Source organism: Propionivibrio sp., assembly GCF_049316945.1.
GTDB lineage: Bacteria > Pseudomonadota > Gammaproteobacteria > Burkholderiales > Rhodocyclaceae > Propionivibrio.
This window is the reverse complement of record NZ_JBMOJE010000014.1, coordinates 15,198-35,012: the sequence shown is the minus strand read 5'-3', so window position 1 is coordinate 35,012 and position 19,815 is coordinate 15,198. Positions and strand designations below refer to the sequence as shown.

The following is a 19,815-nucleotide window of genomic DNA, read 5'->3' as shown; positions in this document are numbered from 1 at the left end:
TTAATTGCTTAGGCTTGGTGAGGGTGCCAGATTTCAGGGCAATCCAGGCGCACACGGACAGCGAGCCCACTGTGTTGACCAGCGTCGGTTTCAAACGGTGGCAGATAGAGCCATCCGCCATCGATCACGCCACCCATAAAACCGCGCAGGTCGGGATGTACCAAGGCCAAATCACAAGTGGACCAACTGGCCAGATGGGTAAAGCCACGCGACAGATCGCAACGGGTTAACTGTCCGTGGTACTGGCCAATGCCACGGCAATGCGGAATCAGGTAAAGCTGCTGCGCGGCACAAATTGCGCCAAAAAAACCACGGCTGCCCGCATCGACCTGGGCACAGTCAAAGACAGACCAGGCCTGTCGATCACTCCAATCACGCGTTAGATCAAGGCAGACCACACGCCCATGCCGATCCACGCCGTCGAGATACGGTGCCAGGTACAACCGCCCTTCATAGGTAACGGCTCCGACATAGCCCAGACAGCCCGCATCAAGTGTGGCCAGATCAATATGTTGCCAGGCTTGCGGATCATCCCACGGCAGGCGGCGGTCATAACGCATCAAGCAGCCGTTGTACTGCTTGCCAGTCAGCAGATACGGGATAAAGTACACATGATCCCCCGCAGCACAGGCCGAATGAAACCCGCGCGCTGCCGGGTGGAACCGGGTTGCATCAAGACTTTCCCACGCTAGCGCCGACCCAAAATCCTGCGTCGTGTCAAAGCGCACGATACGACCGTGGGTGCTGCCCCAGTCCAACTGGTACGGTGCCAGGTAGATGTAGCGCCCGTCATGGCAGCCGCTGATGTAACCCCGGCATTCGGAATGCAACTGGGTGGCATCGAACTCCTGCCAACTGGTCGGGTCAGTAAACGACCGGCGTATGTCGTAGCGCACAACATGACCATGGTGCTTACCATTGGTATAGGGCACGAGATAAACGTGCCGACCGTCGGTCAGGGCATTGACAAAACCGCGTGCTGCGGGATGAATCAACGCACAATCGAAGCTGTCCCAGGCTGCAGGATCGTCAAATGCGGAAGCGGTGTTGAAGCGCAGCACCCGGCCATGGAACTGGCCATTGTTCAGCGGTGCATAGTAGATATACCCTGCAATCAGCACCGCTCCGGAAAAGCCACGCGCTGCCGGATGCGCACGCGTCAGGTCAAATAGTTCGATGGATTTCATCCGGCGCCTGCAATTTCTAGCGCCATGTAGGCCGGATAGGCATGAACCGGCCCCAGGTCGTTTTCAAAAATGACCAGATCACCCTGTTTTTCCAGCTCTCGGAAGTGGTTGAACTTGTAGGTCATGTACATCATCCGGTTTCGGTCGTTGGGCAGCATTTCGGCCAGCAGGCGTACCCCCGCTTGACGCGCCTCGTTGCGCAGGTAATTAATCAACACCGTGCCAACGCCGCGCGTCATCACGCGACAGGACATCAAAAAAAGCTTGACCATCCAGGAGTGCCGCCGCTCAATCAACACGAGGCCAATCTTGCCATAGGTGCCGTACTTGTCTTCCAGGCCGGCAATCAGCAGCAAGTGATCGGGCGACTGGCGGAAAAAATCGAGTTCGTCATAGGAGTACGTATAACCCGTGGTATTGAGCTGATTGGTGCGCAACGTCAATTCCTCGGCACGTTTCAGGTCTTCTTCCCGTGCCGGGGCAATGGACAAACGCATGCCCAAACTGGTCAGAAAAGCGTCCTGTGGCCCCTCGAAATGTTCCTCGACTTGCTTGCGCACAATGTCAGCCTGGTACATGGCGCGGCGTCTGGCTGAATCGTCGGTGATAAAGCGCGGGGTGAATTCGCGCCGCGCCAAAATTTCGCCGATCTCCGTGGCCTCCACACACAGCACTAGGGGCAGTGTGTATGCAACCTCTTCGCATTCGAACGGTTGGTCGTCGATGAAGGCAACGGCATCGAGTCCAATGTTGATGTCTTTGGCGATGCGCTCGATCGAGCCAGACTTGGCGCCCCAGTGGATCTGTGGATAAAGAAAGAGCGCATCCAGCCCAAACGCCTGCAACTGCGCCATAGCCGCTGCATGGTCGTTTTTGGACGCAATCGACTGAAGGATGCCACGCCGGTCAAGTTCGCGCACCACATCTACCACGCCAGGTTGCACGGCACCCACACCGCCTTCCAACAAGGTGCCCTGCCACAGCGTGTTGTCGAGATCCCAGACAACACATTTGATGCTGCGTTGGGCCCGTTCTGCTTGCACGACGGCCGCTTGTTCGCTTGCCACCCAACTCATTGCACGCCACCAGCTGCGGCTTCGCGCGCTGCACGGCGCTGGCTCATATGATCCTGATAACCATATTTCGAAATGATGATCTGCTGCATTTGATTGCTGCCTTCGATGATTTCCATGACCTTGGCATCGCGCAGGTACCGCTGCACCGGATAGGCATCGGAACACCCATTAGCCCCATGGATTTGCACCGCGTCCAGCGCCACTTTGACCGATAAGCGCGATGTGAAATACTTGGCCATCGAGGTTTCCATGATCAGGTTCGGATCGCCCTGCGCCTTCAGGTAAGCCGCGCGGTAGCACAACATACGACCCGCGCGAATTTGCGTGAACATGTCGGCAACCATTTCCTGAATCAGTTGGTGCGTCTTGAGCAAAGCCCCGAACTGCGTGCGCTTGCTGGTGTAGTCCAGACATGCCTCCAGAGCTGCCTGACTTAAGCCCAGACAGCCCCAGGCAATGCAGTAGCGACCATGATCGAGCGCCGTACCGGCTACATGCGAGAAACCAAAACCAACGCGTCCGACCAAATGGTCGTTCGGCACTCTGCAACCACGCAGATACACATCGGCGATATTGGCTGAACGAAAACCGAGCATACCGGTGATCGGTTCGGTCGAAAAACCCTCTGTGCCGCGTTCTACCAGGAACGCCACCGCCTTGCCTTCGGCCTTGGCCAGGATCAGGAATAAATTGGCGCTGTGACCAAATGAAATCCAGCGTTTTTGTCCGTCGATACGCCAGCTGCCGTCGGCTTGCGCGACCGCTGTCGTTTCGATGCTGCCGGCATCGCTGCCAACGTTGGGTTCGGTCAGACCAAAGGCCCCGATCAACTCGCCGCTGGCGAGTTTCGGCAACCATTTCTGCCGCTGGCTATCGGTACCCCACTTCAGCACAGCCTGCGCCACCATGCCGTGCACCGTGAACAAGGACAGCAACGATGCACTACCACGGCCAATTTCCTCGCACAGTAAGCCCCAAGTCACGGTGTCCATGCCGGTGCCGCCGTATTCAACCGGAATGATGCCAGCCAGATAGCCCGCATCCACAACCTGCTGGATCAGCACTTGCGGCATGGCCTGCTGACGGTCGTGCTCCTCAGCAAAAGGGGCGACGTATTGATCCACAAAGGTACGAAATCCGCGTTGCGCCTGGTGTTGCGCGTCGCTCAGCTCGATATGCATGGTAATTCCTCAGGCGCTTAAGCTCAGCTTGCGCCCTACAAAGGCAATGATGGCGTTGATCGATTTGAAGTTCTCAAAGTCGAGGTCTTCATTGGCGACTGCCATGCCAAAGTTTTTTTCAACGAACAGCACAAGTTGCATCGCGAACAGCGAATTCACCATGCCTGTGGCAAACAGGTCAACGTCCGCATCGACGGTGTCGGTATTGAGAAATTGGCTGACAAATTCACGGGTTTTGTGAGCAACAGTTTCCAAATTCATGACGATTCCTTTTATCACTTGTGTTTATTTGTATTTGTAAAAGCCTTGGCCGCTCTTACGCCCAAGCAATCCTGCATCCACCATTTTTTTCAATAGTGGGCACGGCCGGTATTTGCTGTCGGCAAAACTTTCGTGCAGCACTTCAATGGAATACAGGATGGTATCCAGACCAATCAGATCGGCAGTTTCCAGCGGCCCCATCTTGTGGCCAAAACACTTCTTGAAAATTTCGTCAACCTCCTGGGCATTGGCTACCTGGTCTTGCACCGTAAAGGCTGCTTCGTTGACCGTCAGCATCAAGATGCGGTTGGAGACAAAGCCGGGTGAATCGTTGACCAGCACACTGTTCTTGCCCATGCGCGCCAGCAGGGTGTTGGTTACCGCGATGGTGTCCGTCGAGGTGTGCCAGCCGCGAATGACTTCCACGGTGGGCTTCATCGGCACCGGATTCATGAAATGGATGCCAATGACCTTGTCTGGCCGCGCCGTCAGGGCCGCAACGCGGGTGATCGAATAGCACGAGGTATCCACGGCATACACCGTGTGCGGCGGGCACACAGCCTCCAGCCGGGGATAGACCGTTGCCTTGGCTTCCCACTTCTCGACCACATTCTCGATCACATAGGCCGCCTCGGCCAAGGGCGCGTAGTCGGTGGTGAACGTGATACGCTCCAGAACCACCTGCGGGTCGTCGGCCTGGCTTTTGTCTTTTTTGCCAAAGGCCTGGAATCGCACATTGTTGCGGATATCGGACCGCGCCCGTTCAAGAGCCTGCTCGGCAATGTCGATCAACACCACGCGAAATCCGCTTTGCGCAAGATTCTGCGCCACCCCACCGCCCATGACGCCAGCGCCAATGACGCCGATGAGATCACCTTTCAGTTCTGACATGATTGTTCCTTAACTTGTCTTCCCATTATTTTCCATGATGTAAAAATGATAGCTGCTTGCGCTTGATCCATGGGATCTACAGCCTTATTTACCCTATGAAGCTGAGCCATCCAGTCCGGAAAGCCAGAGTTTACCCAGTGTGCCGAGGAAAAAAGCCTCGTCGGATTGGCGCTCATACCGGTTGCGCAGCGACGGCAATACCAGTTTATCCTTCAGCTTCAACGCCGCCGGATGCTGCATCACGAAGCTGCCCAGGCTCTGGCCTGGCCCCACCTCCAGAAAGACCCGGCCTTCCTGTTGCAAGAGCTTTGCTAACCCGTCGGCAAAACGCACCGTCTGCCAGGTGTGATGCGCCCAATAGGCGGGGTCGGTCGCCTGCGCCGCAGTGATCCAGTCCCCGGTCAGGTTGGAGACGTAAGGAATATTCGGCGGCTTCATCTTGAAGCCGCTGACCAGTTTCAGCAGCGGTTCGTGCAGGGGTGCCAAAAGCTGCGAATGGAAGGCGTGGGTGCCGGGCAGACGGCGCGACACAATTTCCTCGCCACGCAACCGTTCTTCGAGCGCCGCGATGGCTGGTTCGCGCCCCCCCACCACACATTGATTCGGCGTGCTGACAATACAAAGAGACAACCCTTCCCCCAGCCAGGGGCGTAGTTTTTCCTCAGCCAGCGGCACTGCAAGCATCACACCAGACGGCACGGTTTCAATCATACGTGCACGCTGTGCGATGAGATAAAGTGCATCGTGAACATCCATTACCTCTGCCAGACACGCTGCAGCATATTCACCAACGCTGTAACCAATCATTGCCACAGGGGTATAGCCGCGTGATTGCCACAGTCGTCCAAGGGCATACTCGACCATGAACACCAGCGGTTGGCAATGCACTGTCTGGTTCAGTTTCTGTGTCAGCGGATCGATCTCGGCACCACGTCCCAGCATGGCACGCAAATCCAGCTTCGGGGCCGGTGTGGGAGCGGCTGGCGCATCAGCACCGGTTGTTGCCTGCGGTGGATAAACGATGCTGCTCAGGTCCAGCGCCAATTTACCTTCCAGGTAGCGTGCGCAGTCATCAAAAATGTCACGAAATAGCGGCACGTGAGCGTAGAGACCCTGCGCCATCCGCAGGTAATGATCCCCCACACCAGGAAACATGAATACCAACGAACGGGTGGGTTCAGCGCGCGCACTGATCACTCGCTTGGTATCACGCGCCGCCCAGCCTGCGCCAAGCGCTGTTCGCACATCCTCCTTGCCCTGATGCACCAGCATGGCGCGACAAGGGCCTACTCCATGCACTGATGTCAGCGCATCATCATTGTCGGTTGGTAATGCAGCATATTCTTCTTGTAGCAAGTCCTCCGATGCTGCTGCACAACGTAGCAACGCATAGTCGCCCAACCTGTCTTTAGCAACCGGTACATCCGTACTTTGTATATCCTGCTTGGGGGCATTGGCAGTGATGCGCGCATGGTGTGTGCGCAGGAATGCCAACTGCTGGGCAACCACACTGTTGACTGCATCCGCCGCAGCTTCAAGCTGTCGCGCCAGCAAACCGGCAAGCTTGGTGTCTGATGGTACTTGCTTCGTCTGCGCAGGTACTGGCGTTGGTCTGGGTGTTGGTGCGGGAGGTATGGATGCTGTCGCCTGGTTTTTCAATGCTTCCTTGCGTGGATCAAACCAGAAACTTTTGTGCTCAAACGGATAAAGCGGCAAGGATACATGCTTGCGCTGTGCGCGGCCATCCAGTTTAAGCCAGTTAAACAACCAGCCGCGACGATACAGTGCAGCGACAGCCTGCTGCACTGTGTGCACGCTGGGGCTGGCAAGTTCAATCACATCCGGCATAGCCGCAGCACCCACGTCACCAAGGCCCAGCAACGCCCTGAAGCCGGCTTGCTGTAAACCCTGCACAACGGCTTGCAGATCACCACCGTTGGAGGCTTGCATGCGAAATTGCTGCTGCGCAACAAAAGGCATGGCCTGCCCGGTTTTGACATCAAACACCGGCATTTGAGGCACGCCCCGCGCAACACTGTGCCCCGCCAGCGCCCTGAACGCTGCACCAGCATCGATAGCGCCGGCAACACACCAGGCTGCCAACTCACCGTTGCCAAAACCACAGACAGCCGACACAGTCAAACCCCAGTCACGCCATAGGGCGGCAAGACCCAGTTGTGCCATCAGCACGCCTGTGCCGACAGATGCTGTGCTGGCAAATGGATCCTGCGACCCCAGCGCACAAGCTGCATAGGATTGTCCTAACTGATCCAAATGGGTTGCCAGTTGCGGATAGATCCGCGCCAGTTCACGTACCGCAGCAACATCGATGGATGCCCCAAATACCAACCCTGACCGGCCGACACCGCCTTTGGAGACACTTGCTGCAGCCACGCCGTCATCGGTCTGCCCTTGGACAAAGGCGTTCAGTTTGTCGCGTAACTGCTCGTTGGTGTTGGCAATGACTGTCAGACGTTCTGAAAAATGGCTTCGCCCTGCGTTGGCAGCCACGCAAAAGTCAGCTAAGGTAGCTGTGTCCAAATCTTTTGCGGTGGCATAGGCCTTTGCCATCTCCCTCAAAGAAGTTTGCGTGCGTGCCGAGAGGCACAACAGCCGGGGCTGGTGGCCTGGGGCGAGGTCATTGTTGGCCGCCGGTGCAGTGTTTTCGGTGACCGCTTCCAGCACCACATGGGTATTGGTGCCAGACAGTCCAAATGAGCTGACCGCCGCCCGTGCCGGGCGCCCCGTGGATGGCCAAGACTGAAGCTCTGTAGGTATGCGCACGGCAAAACCATCCCACGGGATACGTGAACTCGGTGTGCGGAAATGCAGGTGTGGCGCAATCTGCCGGTGTTTCAGCATCAGTACCACCTTGATCAAACCCGCAATGCCTGCAGCGGCATTGAGATGACCGAAATTGGTCTTGACCGAACCCAGCCAAAGTGGTCGATCTGGGTTTCGACCCTTGAACACGCTGCGCAATGCGCCCACCTCGATCGGATCGCCCAGCGGTGTGGCCGTTCCGTGGGCTTCAACGTAGTCGATGTCATCAACGCCCAGGTTGACACGGGCATAGACGCTGCGCAGAAGACTCTCCTGAGCCTGCTCGCTGGGTACCGTCAACCCACTGGAAGGACCATCATGATTCACCCCCGAAGCACGAATCAGCGCATGCACGGGTTCATTGCGTTGGAGCGCGTCTGCGCCACGACGCAAAACGATCACACCAAGGCCCTCGCTCAGCACAAAGCCATTGGCCGATTCGTCAAAGGTGCGGCAACGTCCATCCGGGGCAAAAGACTGCGTTTTCGCAAGAAAAATTTGCATCGGAGGCGTCAGGTTCAGTTGCGTGCCTGCTACCAGCGCCAAATCGCATTCGCGGTTGCGCAACGCAGAACACGCCTGATGCAACGCGACCATGGATGAAGAACAGGCGGTATCAACGGTGAACGCAGGTCCGTTCAAGCCCATGGAAAAAGCGATGCGACCCGCACCAAAGCTCATGCCATTGCCCGTTCCCGAATAGGCTTGAATATGCTCCAGCGGGCCACTTAATTGCATCACAGCGTAATCAATCTGCGACATGCCGACGAACACGCCTGTCAAACTGCCTCTGAGACTACCCGGTGCCAGTCCGGCATCTTCCAACGCATGCCAGCATAGTTCGAGCAGCATGCGCTGCTGCGGATCCATGCGTTCAGCTTCGGAAGGTGACACACCAAAAAATTCTGCATCAAAGCCATCCACATGATCGATAAATCCACCATAACGGGTATTGATCTTGCCGGGAGCATTGGGATTCGGATCAAAATGCTGTTCAAGACTCCAGCGTTCGGCAGGCACTTCACGAATTCCATCCCTCCCTTCACTCAGCAACTGCCAATAGGCATCCAGCCCATCGGCGGCAGGGAAACGACAAGCCATGCCAATAATGGCGATGGGCTCACGCGCCACCGATTCAGCCGCATCAAGCCGCGCACGCAATTCCTTGATCGCAAGCGCTGCTTTTTGTAATGGACTGAGTTCTCCCAAACGTTCACTGCCTGCCGTTTGCGGCGTTGTACCTACCGTCATAGCCCCCCCAACTCGGCATCAATCATCGCGGAGAGTTCCGCATCGCTCATACCTGCCACTTGCGCCACCGCTTCTGACAAGTTGGCAGCCGGTAATGGATCTGCCGGACGTGGTGCGCTAGCAGGTGTCATACCGCTAGCAAGCGGCGGTGCTGTGCCCACATCAGCAAACACTTCATCCGCCAGATAGCCCCCAAGAGCGCGCACCGTTGAATACTTGAAAAGCAAGGCTGTCGGCAAGCGGGTGCCGAGTACGGTTTGCAGTGCATTGCGCAACTCTACCGCCGTCAGCGAATCCATGCCCATATCAAAAAAGCCCGTATCTTCTTCGACACTGTGCGCCGAATCCAGTCCCAGTATCCGAGCCACTTCATCCTTGACCATTTGCAACAGCACGGCACGCTGTTCCAGCGTCGGCAAGCCAGCAAGACGTGCGCGCAGCGCTTCAAGTCCGGCCGTATCGACAGACGGTGATGGTGCCGACACGCTCAGTGCTGCACGGCGGGCAAAGCGCTCGAACAAGGGGTCCGAGACGTGCTGCAAGAACACTGTCCAGTCGATGGGTGCCACAATGGCCTGCACCGGGCTCTGCGCCATGACATGGCCCAGTACAGCAAACCCCTCGCCGGGCGATATTGCAGCAAGACCGCGCCGGTTGAGTTCAGTGATATAAACATCGCGCGCAACCATCCCCACATCGGACCAGAGGCTCCAGTTAATGCTCAGTGCTGGCAAGCCATGGCTGCGGCGATGGTTGGCCAAAGCATCCAGGAAAGCATTGGCCGCCGAATAATTGGCCTGTTCAGTGGCGGGCGTCAGTGCCGTCAATGATGAAAACAGCACAAAGAAATCAAGGGCATGACCGGCACAGGCTTCGTGCAAATTCCAGGCACCGCGCAGCTTGGGAGCCAATACCGATGCGAATGTTGGCCAATCAGATTGGACCAATGGCCCATTGGCCAGCACTCCGGCGGCATGGATGATGCCACCCAGTGGCACTTTCCGCGTGATCGCATCAACCAGTTGCCTGACCGCTTGCGCGTCGGCCACGTCCACTTGCACCACTTCAATGTCGGCGCCCGCCTCGCGCAAACGCTCGATCAGGGCGAGAGCCTTCCCATCCGGCGCACGACGCCCGGCTAAAACCAGTTGGCGCGCGCCCTGCTCTTCAACCAACCAGCGTGCCAGCAACAGACCAATGCCACCCAGTCCTCCCGTGATGATCACCGCAGCTTGTGGGCGCAATACCAAGGGAACCGCAACGGTGCTGGTCATTTCGGCCCGCGCCAGTCTGGGCTGAAACCCGGCAATGCGGCCATCTGACGCTGTGCGCACCGCAATTTCACCACTGGCCACAGTTCCCAGACTATTCCAGATCTGTGCCACAGCGCTCTGCGGGTTGGCGGCAGGATCCAGATCCAAGCGAACACATGCAATGGTCGGCATTTCCGCAGCAACCACCCGCGCCATAGCCCAACACGGCGCATCGACCAGATTTATCGAGGCATCGCCATCACCAATGACCACAGCACCACGGGTCACAACAAGCAAACGAGTGGCAGGTAAGCCCACCAATGCCTGACTGACCGCCAGCAAAACGCGGCAGCGCGCCTCAGCGGCTTCGACAATGAAACCCGGCGCGCAATCCATGGTCGGGGGCAAAAGGATGACGCCCTTCAGGTAAGATTGTTGCTGCAAACGTGCAAGCAGTCCCGCTGAATCTTGCGCTGCTGTGTTCGTCAACGTTTGTATCCGCGCATGGATGGTCTCCAATCTGGCAACCAGGGCTACCGTCAATGGTTCATCTGGCTCCGGCGTGATAATCAACCAGTCGCCCTGTAGCTGGTCGTTCTGGGGAATTGCCAGCACAGCCGGTTCCCATTCAATCCGGTACAACCAATCAGCATGCATCAGCCGTGCAGTACCTTGCAGGCTGCGCCGATTGATGCGCTGAAAACGTAAGCCGCTGACAGCGGCAAGACAGCGCCCGTGCACATCGACGATATCAAGATCAGCGGTAAACAAAGCACCGCTGAGATTGCTCATGTCACGCGGACGCACCACGCACCAAGCCTCTTCACCCACTGCGGCAAAACGTTGTAGGTATTCGATGCCCACTGGCAGATACGGATCCTCACGTTCCAGCAGAGGCACGCCCACCATCTGGAAAGCTGCATCCAGCATCACGGGGTGTAACAAAAACCGATGGGCTTCACTACGCGCGCCAGCCGGCAGGTGCAGCTTGGCTAATACCACGCCATCCTCCCCCTGCCAGAGTGCCTGCAAGGCACGAAAATGTTCACCGTGGTCAATGCCTGCGGAGTGGGTGCGCTCGTAGTAAGTAGCGACTGTGATCTCATGCGTGCATTGCTGACGCAAGGCAGCAAGATCAACCCAGTGATCACTTGAAGCATCCACCCCAGGCAGGCGGCGTACAAATTCTAGTTGCCCGCTACTGTTGCGCTGCCAGGCCATTTCACCAGGACGACGGCTGTAAATGACAAAATCGCGAGCATTGCCGACTGCCTTCAGGATCAATTGCACCGCAGTCTCACCTTCATCTGCCAATACCAAAGCCTGCTCAATGACAGCATCACGGATCAAGACGGTTTCATCAGCACTTGAAATGCCCGTCGCTACCGCCAGTGCCATTTCCATGTGTGCCGCCGCCGGCAAAACCACAGCCCCAAAAATCCGGTGGTGGGATAACAATTCACTGGTCTGCGACGAAAGGTTTGCCACATAGACCTGCTGATCTGCCGGAAAACCGGGCGAATCAAGACGCGCTTGCACCAATGGATGCAAAGGCTTGGCTGCGGCTGCACCTGTCGCAGTCCCTCGCACTGGCGACAGGTCAATGGTGTAAGGACGGCGTTGAAACGGATAGTTGGGCAAACGCGCCTGCGCCGACCCCTGGCCCATCAAAGCACTCCAGTCCAATTGGGCACCACGCACCCAGAGATGGCCGAGACTTTCGAGCGCAGTTTGCCAAGCGGGTTTGCCGGCACGCAAACTCGGCAACCAAATGCACTCGGCAGCCACGGTACCCTCCATGGCCGCAGCAATCTCGGCGCCAAGCGCGCACAAGGTAGGCTTGGGACCGATTTCGACAAACACGCGATAGCCGTCATCGAGCATCGCACGCATGGCTTCGGCAAAACGCACGGGAGACTCCACATGGCGTACCCAGTAATCTGCATTAACCAGTTCACCAGCGGCCTTGCGCCCGAGCAATGTCGAATACATCGCCAACGTTGGTGGGTGGTATTTGATCGCTTGAGCGGCCGCAGCAAATGGCGCCAGCATCGGTGCCATCATGGGCGAATGGAAGGCATGGGACACGCGCAACTGGCGGGCATCAATGCCTGACGCAATGAGCCCATCGGCCAATGCTGCGGCAGCCAATGGGTTGCTTGATACCACAACATTCCTGGGGCCATTCACCGTTGCCACCGCCAGTTCACCCAGCCACGGCGAAATCACCCGTTGCACATCTGCTTCAGACAGGGGCACAGATACCATGGAGCCAGGCGCGCACAGGGCCTGCATCAAACGCCCGCGCTCGGCAATCAAGCCAATGGCATTCTCCAAAGAAAACAATCCGGCCGCGCAGGCCGCCGCATATTCACCGACACTGTGGCCAAGCAATGCATCGGGGCGTACGCCCCACGATTGCCAAAGCTTGAACAAGGCATATTGAATGGAGAACAGCACTGGCTGTGTGTGGGAGGTGATGTCGAGCGAGTTTGCATCGCTTTCGGTCACGTCCTCGGCATAAATCAGCTCAATCAGTGACCTGGAAAGGCGTGGGCGCAGCAGCACATCACATTCGTCCAGCGCTGCGCGAAACACTGGCGACTCATTGTAGAGTTCCTGCCCCATGTACCGGTATTGCGAACCTTGCCCGGTAAATAAATAGGCAATTTTGCCGACACCGGCAGCACCCGCCTTGGCGCTAGGGAGCGTTTTGTGCTGCGACGCATGGAGCAATTGGCGCTGCGCTGAGGCAAGCGACTCCGCCACGACTGCGAGCCGGTACGGCAACTCGGCGCGGCCAAGGGCCGCCGTGCGTGCCAGCGTCTCCCACTCGTCATTCTGGTTCGTCAACGCACCCCAGGCTTTGGCTAAATCGTCGAGCGCATGTTCATCACGTGCTGAAAGCATCAACAATTGCCAACGACGCACCAATGGTTCAGGTGCTGTCGGCTTGGCTGCAACGCTGCCCAGCACCACATGCGCATTCGTGCCACTGAAACTGAAAGAGCTAACACCAGCATGGCGGACGGTATCCGGCCACAACCGCATTTCAGTGGGCACCTGTACCGGCAATTCGTCCCAGGGAATATGCGGACTTGGCTGGCGCAGATGCAGGTGCGGTGGTACTTGGCCTTTGTGCAGCACCAGCACTGTCTTGATCAGTCCGGCAATTCCGGCGGCAGACTCCAGGTGACCGAAATTTGTTTTCACCGATCCGACCAGCAGCGGCGTGGCACGCTTGCGCCCAGGCCCATAGGCACTGCACAACGCGCGCATTTCGATGGGATCACCCAGTGCCGTACCCGTACCGTGCGCTTCCACATAGCCAACATCCGTGGGCTGCAAACCAGCGGCTGCCAGCGCCTGGCGGATCACCTTGGTCTGTGCTGGGCCATTGGGAACTGTCAACCCACCGCTGGGGCCATCCTGGTTGACAGCCGAGCCACGTATCACGGCCCAGATCGTATTGCCATCGCGTTGTGCGTCGGACAAGCGCTTGAGCACGACAAGGCCACCACCCTCGCCACGGGCATATCCGTCGGCTGCGGCATCGAACGTCTTGCAACGACCATCGGGCGACAACATGCGCGCCTTGGAAAAATTGATGAAGGTTTCCGGGCCAAAAATCAAATTGACGCCTGCTGACAAGGCCATGTCGCATTCACGATTGCGCAAAGCCTGGCATGCCAGATGCGTCGTGACCAGCGATGACGAACAGGCCGTGTCAACGACCAAACTGGGGCCAGTCAGCCCAAGCAAATACGAAAGTCGGCCAGCCGCGACGCCGAGTGATCCCCCTGTACCGGAATAGGCATTGATCCGCGTCGGATCGCCCGACCACAGCAAATGCGCGGCATACTCCATATTCGACAGGCCAACATACACGCCGGTGTTACTGTTGTACAGTCGATCCACCGCGATGTTGGCGTTTTCAAGTCCTTCCCAGGCCAATTCCAGAACCAGCCGTTGCTGGGGATCAATGCTCGCGGCTTCACGCGGCGAAATGCCGAACATCTGTGGATCAAAACCATCTACAGACTCCAGAAAACCACCACGGCGGGTGTAGGTCTTGCCCGGCGTATCGGGGTCGGCATCGAAGTAGCGATCAATGTCCCAGCGCGACGGCGGCACTTCGCAAGTAGCATCATGGCCCCGGCACAATAGTTCCCAAAACGCCTCGGGCGTGTTCGCCCCGCCGGGGAAGCGGCATGCCATCCCGACAACGGCAATCGGCTCTCGACGCTCACCTTCCAGTGCATCGAGTTTGTCTTGCAGGTTCTTGATCGCGGCCAGGGCGCGCTTGGTTGCCGAGCTGTCAACGCTGCTCATGACGAATGACCTTCCAGTTGTTCCAATTGAGCCAGTAGCAACGCTTCTGCCTCTTCTTCAGAGAGTGCAGCCAGGTCGTCTGGCAACGCCGCCGGAGTGGGACTTGGCGCAGTGGTAGCCAATCCTGCCCCCGCCTTCGCCGCAAGCTGTTCCAGCAGATGATCGGCCAACGCATCAAGCGTCGGATAATCAAACAACAAGGTCGCACTCAGCGTCGTTCCGAGCAGACTTTGCAAGCGATTCTTGAGCTCCACTGCAATCAGGGAATCAATACCCAGATCGAACAAGCGCTGACGCGGAGCAACTTCGCTGCGTTGCAGTCGTAGTACCTCAGCCACCAGATCGGTCAGGGCTGTCAGCAGCAGTGCCTTACGTTCGGCCACCGGGGTTTCCAGCAGTCGCCGCTGTAGTGTGTGCTCTTGTTCACCCGAAGTAGTTGCCAATTCAACAAGCAGGGACGGAACCTGTCCTCCAACGAAGCGATCCCACTCCATCGCCAGCACAGCCACACTGGGTGGCAGGGATTCTACCGCGCCTAGAAGGCGGCCTAACTGCGCCAGCGCCACTTCAGCAGCCAGCTCATGCACACCACGCTGATCGAGACGGGCTCGCTGCGCTTTATCCAGAAGCGCTGCCATACCATCGCCAGCCCACGGCCCCCAATTGATTGCCAAGGCCGGCAGGCCGGCAGTACGGCGCAACCGTGCCAGTGCGTCAAGCCCGCCATTGGCCGCCGCATATCCCGCTTGTCCAGCCGAACCGAGCACGCCGGCAAGCGATGAGAACAGGACAAAATGCCGCAGCGGCATCCCCTGCGTCAATTGATGCAGATTCCATGCTGCAGTGAATTTGGGTGTAACTACCGCCTGTACCCGGGGCCACGACTGGCTGTCAAGCAAGCCGTCGGCAAGCTGACCGGCAAGGTGAAAAACCGCACCTGGGGACCCCTGCGCCCGGGCGATTTCGTCCAGCACTGCAGCCAGCGCAACACACTCGGCAACATCGACGTGATAACTGCGCGCCTGTGCTCCGAGCGCAGCCAATGCGTCCATCTGCGCCGGTTCGATCCCGCTGCGCGAGAGCAAAGCAAACTGGCGTACACCCTGCTGCGCCAGCCACAATGTCAGCGCCCGCCCGATACCACCACTCGCACCAGTCACGATACAGACCAGTTCGGGGGGCAACAATGCACCATGCTCGAGCGTTTGCTGTGCAGGTGTAGCGATACGCCGCAGTCGAGCTGCCAGCCATTGTTCTTCGCGCCAAGCCAAGTCCAAATCGCGCCCCTGTACCGCGTGGCCCATCGCGACCTGCAGCGCGCTTGCGCCCTGAACCGCCGTCTGGTGCGATGACAGCTCGACCGTGCAAAGACGTAGTGCATCATTTTCGGCCCGTGCCGTCTGAACCAGACCCCACAATAAACCACGCTGCACCCCTGTATCTTTGGTTGCCAGCATCAGCGGCAATGTCATTGGTTTGGTGCCGGTTTTTACTACCGCTACGGCCTGAAGCAGGTGCAGGGCTCCGGCCAGGGCATCCAGATCGTTACCTGATTGTGACGACAAACCCCACAGGTAGGCAATGCCATCCAGTTCACCGCACCGGGTCAGCAAGTCGGCGAAACCACTGGCCAACGTTGGCGCCAAACGATACACTCCGTCGCCCATGCGTTGAAGCCCCTGGTCCGTAGCGTCGGGGTGAACCACGGTCAGCCACATGCCCTGCGCCGCAAGGGCAACCAGCAACTGGCTGCTTGCAGCATCATCGGTAATAGCAAATACCAGCCAATGTCCATGCGGACTTGACTTCAATGCAGGAAGCTTTGCATCTATCCACTGCAGTGCGTAACAGGCCGGCACATCGGCACTGGACTCAGCCAGTAAAGCGTGGCGACTGGCCCGCCGCCCTTCAAGACCGACAAAGCACGCGATGGGCTCGCCTTCGTCGGTATACAGGTGAATGTCGCCGACCATTCTCTGCGCGTCATGCGCCTTGACGTACGCATGCGCCAACAAAACGCCACGCATGGCTGAACCCAGGGCTGCTGGGTACAAGGTCAGGCTCTGCAACGCGAACGGAATGAAGGTTTCGTCGATGGGTAACTCGCGGGCCATCACCATAGCGCCGAAACACGAATCGATCAGACCAGGATGTAGCGAATAATTGCCAATTGAGGCGTCAAGCTGCGCTGGCATACGTAATTTGGCCATGACCTCGCCATCGCCCCGGCGTAGCGCCAGCAACCATTGGTAGCTTGGCCCAACGCTGATATGCCGCTGCTGTTGTAGACGGTAAACGGCATCGACCGGAACATCATCAGCGCAACGTAACCAAATGGCGCGCAAATCGCTTGATGGCATGGCCTCTAGCCGCGCACTGGCCTTGCCTCGCGCGTGCAAGGCAGCCTCGGTGCCATCCTCGCGCAAGCTGACAAGGCGAAATTCTGCAAGCTCTGACGCAGTTTGACTGACCGCAAGCTGCACAACGCACTCACCCTCTTCCGGTACCACCAGCGCAGCAGGAAACATCACCTCGGCAACACGACAAGCACCATTGCCCGTGCTCAGAGTCTGCCCCACCGCTGACAACACCAATGACAGGTGCGAGGCACCCGCCACAACAAGACGACCAAACACCCGATGGTCTTCGATGAATGGCATGGCTGCACGGGAAAAAACCGTCTCGAACAGCGCATCACGCAACACCGGACTGCGTAGCCGACTCGTCAGCAACGGCAAGCCCAAGGTCTCCACTCCATGCAAGCTGTGCCGCATCGCGTCGATCTGCGCCGTTTGCCAGTATTGCCGATGATTGAACGCATAGGTTGGCAAACGCAAATCACGTCGCGGCGCACCGTTGATCAACGACCAATCGACCGCAACACCGTACGTCCACATTGCGCCAAGCGCCGCGCGCAGCGTCAGGGCATCCTCATTGCCACGCCTGAGACTAGCCAGACAATAAACACTGGGGTCTTCGATATTCTGGGCGGCCATCGCGGTCAACGTGGCATGGGGCCCGACTTCGAGCAGTACACTGCAACCTTGCCGTACCAACTCGGTAACGCTGCCTGCAAACCGCACGGCAGCACGCACATGGCCAACCCAATACGCAGCTTGCGTAACCTCATTCCCGGCAACGCAACCGGTGACATTGGAAATCAGCGGGATTTTAGGTTCCAGGTAATTGATCTGTGCAGCGATTGTGGCAAATTCAGCCAGCATCGGCTCCATCAATGGCGAGTGGAATGCATGCGAAACGACCAGACGCCGACTTTCCATACCCAACGAACGACCATGTTCAAGCAGAGCTGTCAAATCAGCCTGACTGCCAGAGACCACGGTATTGCGTGGGCCGTTGTAGGCCGCAACAGCCAACAACGCACCGCTGACCACGGCCTGGGCGACCAGTGCATCCACTTCTTCAGCCGGTGCAAACAACGCCGCCATTGCGCCCCCTGCCGGTAGCGCCTGCATCAGTCGGCCGCGAGCGGCAATCAAACGAACGCCATCGGCCAGTGAAAACACACCGGCGATGCAGGCTGCGACATATTCACCGACACTGTGGCCGCAGACTGCCGCCGGTTCGATACCCCAGGACTGCCAGAGACGGGCCAGGGCATATTCAATGGCAAACAAGGCTGGCTGGGTATTCGCGGTTGCGTCCAGTGCCAGACTTTGCGGCTCTTGCATTTCGTCCACCGAATGCATCAGTGCCACGATCGAATAACCCAACTCTGCGCGCAACGCATGGTCACACTCGTCAAGCGCGGAACGAAACACCGGTTCAGTGGCGTACAGCCCACGCCCCATACCGACATACTGCGCGCCCTGCCCGGTAAACAGAAAAGCGACTCGCGGCTGCTGTGGCATGGTAGTTCCGCAAACCACGGCTGCATTGTCGCGCCCAGCCAATAAGTCGGTGATAGCTGTACGAGCACCCGAAACATCGTTTGCCACGATGGTCAGCCGACAATTGAATTCGCTACGGCAAGCTGCTACAGTGGCACACCATGCACGCCAGTCAGAGGCTTCCTGTATTCCTGCGAGTGGCCCCTCGGCCCAACGCCGAACGAGGTTCAGCACCGATTCATCGCTACGCGCCGACAATGGCAATACAAACGGGCCCGTTGTGGCAGTAGGCTGCTCCGAAGGAGTGGCAGCAGGTGCTTCCGATAGCACCACGTGTACGTTGGTGCCACTAAAGGCGAAGGCGCTGATGCCAGCGACCCGATCACCATTTCCGGTCGATGTCCACGGCATCGCAGACGTTGGTACCGTGATCGACAGATCCGACCACGGGATCAGCGGGTTGGGGTTTTTTAGATGCAAATGCGGCGGTATCGTCCGGTGGCGCAGTGCCAAAGTGACTTTCATTGCTCCGGCAATGCCAGCGCTCGCTTCAAGATGGCCGATATTGGTTTTCACTGATCCCACGATTAACGGCTGGCGAAACACATTACCCAAAGCTCCTATTTCGATCGGATCCCCCAGCGGCGTGCCGGTGCCGTGGGCCTCGATATAGCTGACGCGCTCTGGTGTGACACCCGCACGGGCCAGTGCCTGTCGCACAACCTGTTCTTGCGACGGGCCACTGGGCACCGTCAAGCCACCGCTGGCACCATCCTGATTGACAGCCGAGCCGCGCAGCAGCGCTAACACATCATCCCCATCACGCTGGGCATCAGAAAGCCTTTTGAGCACCATGATGCCGCATCCCTCGCCCCGGGCATAACCATTGGCCGCAGCATCAAAAGTTTTGCAGCGACCGTCCGGAGCCAGCATACCGGCCTTGCTAAAAGCCACGAAATAGCCCGGATGAAACAAGAAATGTACGCCGCCAGCCAATGCCAGGTTGCATTCCCGTCGTCGCAGGCTTTCAGCTGCCAGATGCAAGGTCAGTAACGACGAGGAACAGGCCGTATCGACCACAAAACTCGGCCCGTTGAAGCCGAAAATGTAGGAAACGCGACCAGCAATCGGTGCCAGCGCACACCCGGTGCCGTGGTAAGGTCCGATCTCGGTGAGCGGTACTTCGCCAATCCTGTTCATAATCTGGTCGAGACTGCTGACGCCGACGAACACGCCCGAATTACTGCCAAATAGACGCTCAGGCACCAGGTTGGCCTGTTCCAACGCTTCCCAACAAACCTCCAGGAGAATACGCTGGTGCGGATCGAGACTGTCGGCTTCTCGCGGCGAAATACCGAAAAAACCGGCATCAAAGCCACCGATATCATCGATGAACCCGCCAAATCGCGTGTAGGCTTTGCCCGGTGCATTGCGGTCGGGATCATAAAAACGCTCAACATCCCAACGCGCATTAGGAATTTCACTGATGGCGTCAACTCCGTTGCGCAGCAAGTCCCAAAATTGATCCGGGCTGTTGGCTCCACCGGGAAAACGGCAAGCCATGCCGATAATCGCAATCGGCTCATCACGTTCATCTTCATAGCGCCTGACTTTTGCCTTAAGTTCCTTGAGTTCAAGCAGGGCTTTGGTCATCAAGGCGCGGTAATCTGGCGTCGAGGTGTTTTGTGTCATGGTGATTGCTCCGCCGT

At 57.9% G+C, this 19,815-nt stretch carries 8 protein-coding genes; all 8 read right to left on the bottom strand.

What is annotated here, in order from left to right; translation table 11 throughout:
- Positions 1-8: 8 nt before the first annotated feature.
- Positions 9-1,187: a hypothetical protein gene (locus ACOYNV_RS05260; RefSeq protein ID WP_422898701.1), complete on the bottom strand. Its 1,179-nt coding sequence runs from the start codon at positions 1,185-1,187 to the stop codon at positions 9-11.
- The gene (locus ACOYNV_RS05255) at positions 1,184-2,263 is read right to left on the bottom strand and encodes an HAD-IIIC family phosphatase (RefSeq protein ID WP_422898700.1); all 1,080 of its coding nucleotides are present in this window, start codon (positions 2,261-2,263) and stop codon (positions 1,184-1,186) included. Before ACOYNV_RS05255 ends, ACOYNV_RS05260 begins: the two co-directional genes overlap by 4 nt.
- Positions 2,260-3,444, bottom strand: coding sequence for an acyl-CoA dehydrogenase family protein (locus ACOYNV_RS05250; RefSeq protein WP_422898699.1), 1,185 nt, complete (start codon positions 3,442-3,444; stop codon positions 2,260-2,262). The genes ACOYNV_RS05255 and ACOYNV_RS05250 overlap by 4 nt, the downstream gene beginning before the upstream one ends.
- A 9-nt stretch (positions 3,445-3,453) precedes the next feature.
- Positions 3,454-3,705 (bottom strand): acyl carrier protein, encoded by a 252-nt coding sequence (locus tag ACOYNV_RS05245; RefSeq protein ID WP_422898698.1) that lies wholly within the window; start codon positions 3,703-3,705, stop codon positions 3,454-3,456.
- Between the two features lie 24 nt (positions 3,706-3,729).
- Positions 3,730-4,596 carry a 3-hydroxyacyl-CoA dehydrogenase family protein gene (locus tag ACOYNV_RS05240; RefSeq protein ID WP_422898697.1) on the bottom strand — a complete coding sequence of 289 codons (867 nt, stop codon included), beginning with the start codon at positions 4,594-4,596 and terminating at the stop codon, positions 3,730-3,732.
- A gap of 93 nt (positions 4,597-4,689) precedes the next feature.
- A complete protein-coding gene (locus tag ACOYNV_RS05235; protein ID WP_422898696.1) occupies positions 4,690-8,670 on the bottom strand; it encodes a type I polyketide synthase in 3,981 nt (1,326 codons plus the stop codon).
- Entirely contained in the window at positions 8,667-14,255 is a 5,589-nt protein-coding gene (locus ACOYNV_RS05230) for a type I polyketide synthase (RefSeq protein ID WP_422898695.1), read from the bottom strand. The genes ACOYNV_RS05235 and ACOYNV_RS05230 overlap by 4 nt, the downstream gene beginning before the upstream one ends.
- Positions 14,252-19,798, bottom strand: a complete 5,547-nt coding sequence (locus tag ACOYNV_RS05225) for an SDR family NAD(P)-dependent oxidoreductase (RefSeq protein WP_422898694.1) — start codon at positions 19,796-19,798, stop codon at positions 14,252-14,254. The genes ACOYNV_RS05230 and ACOYNV_RS05225 overlap by 4 nt, the downstream gene beginning before the upstream one ends.
- Between the last annotated feature and the right edge of the window lie 17 nt (positions 19,799-19,815).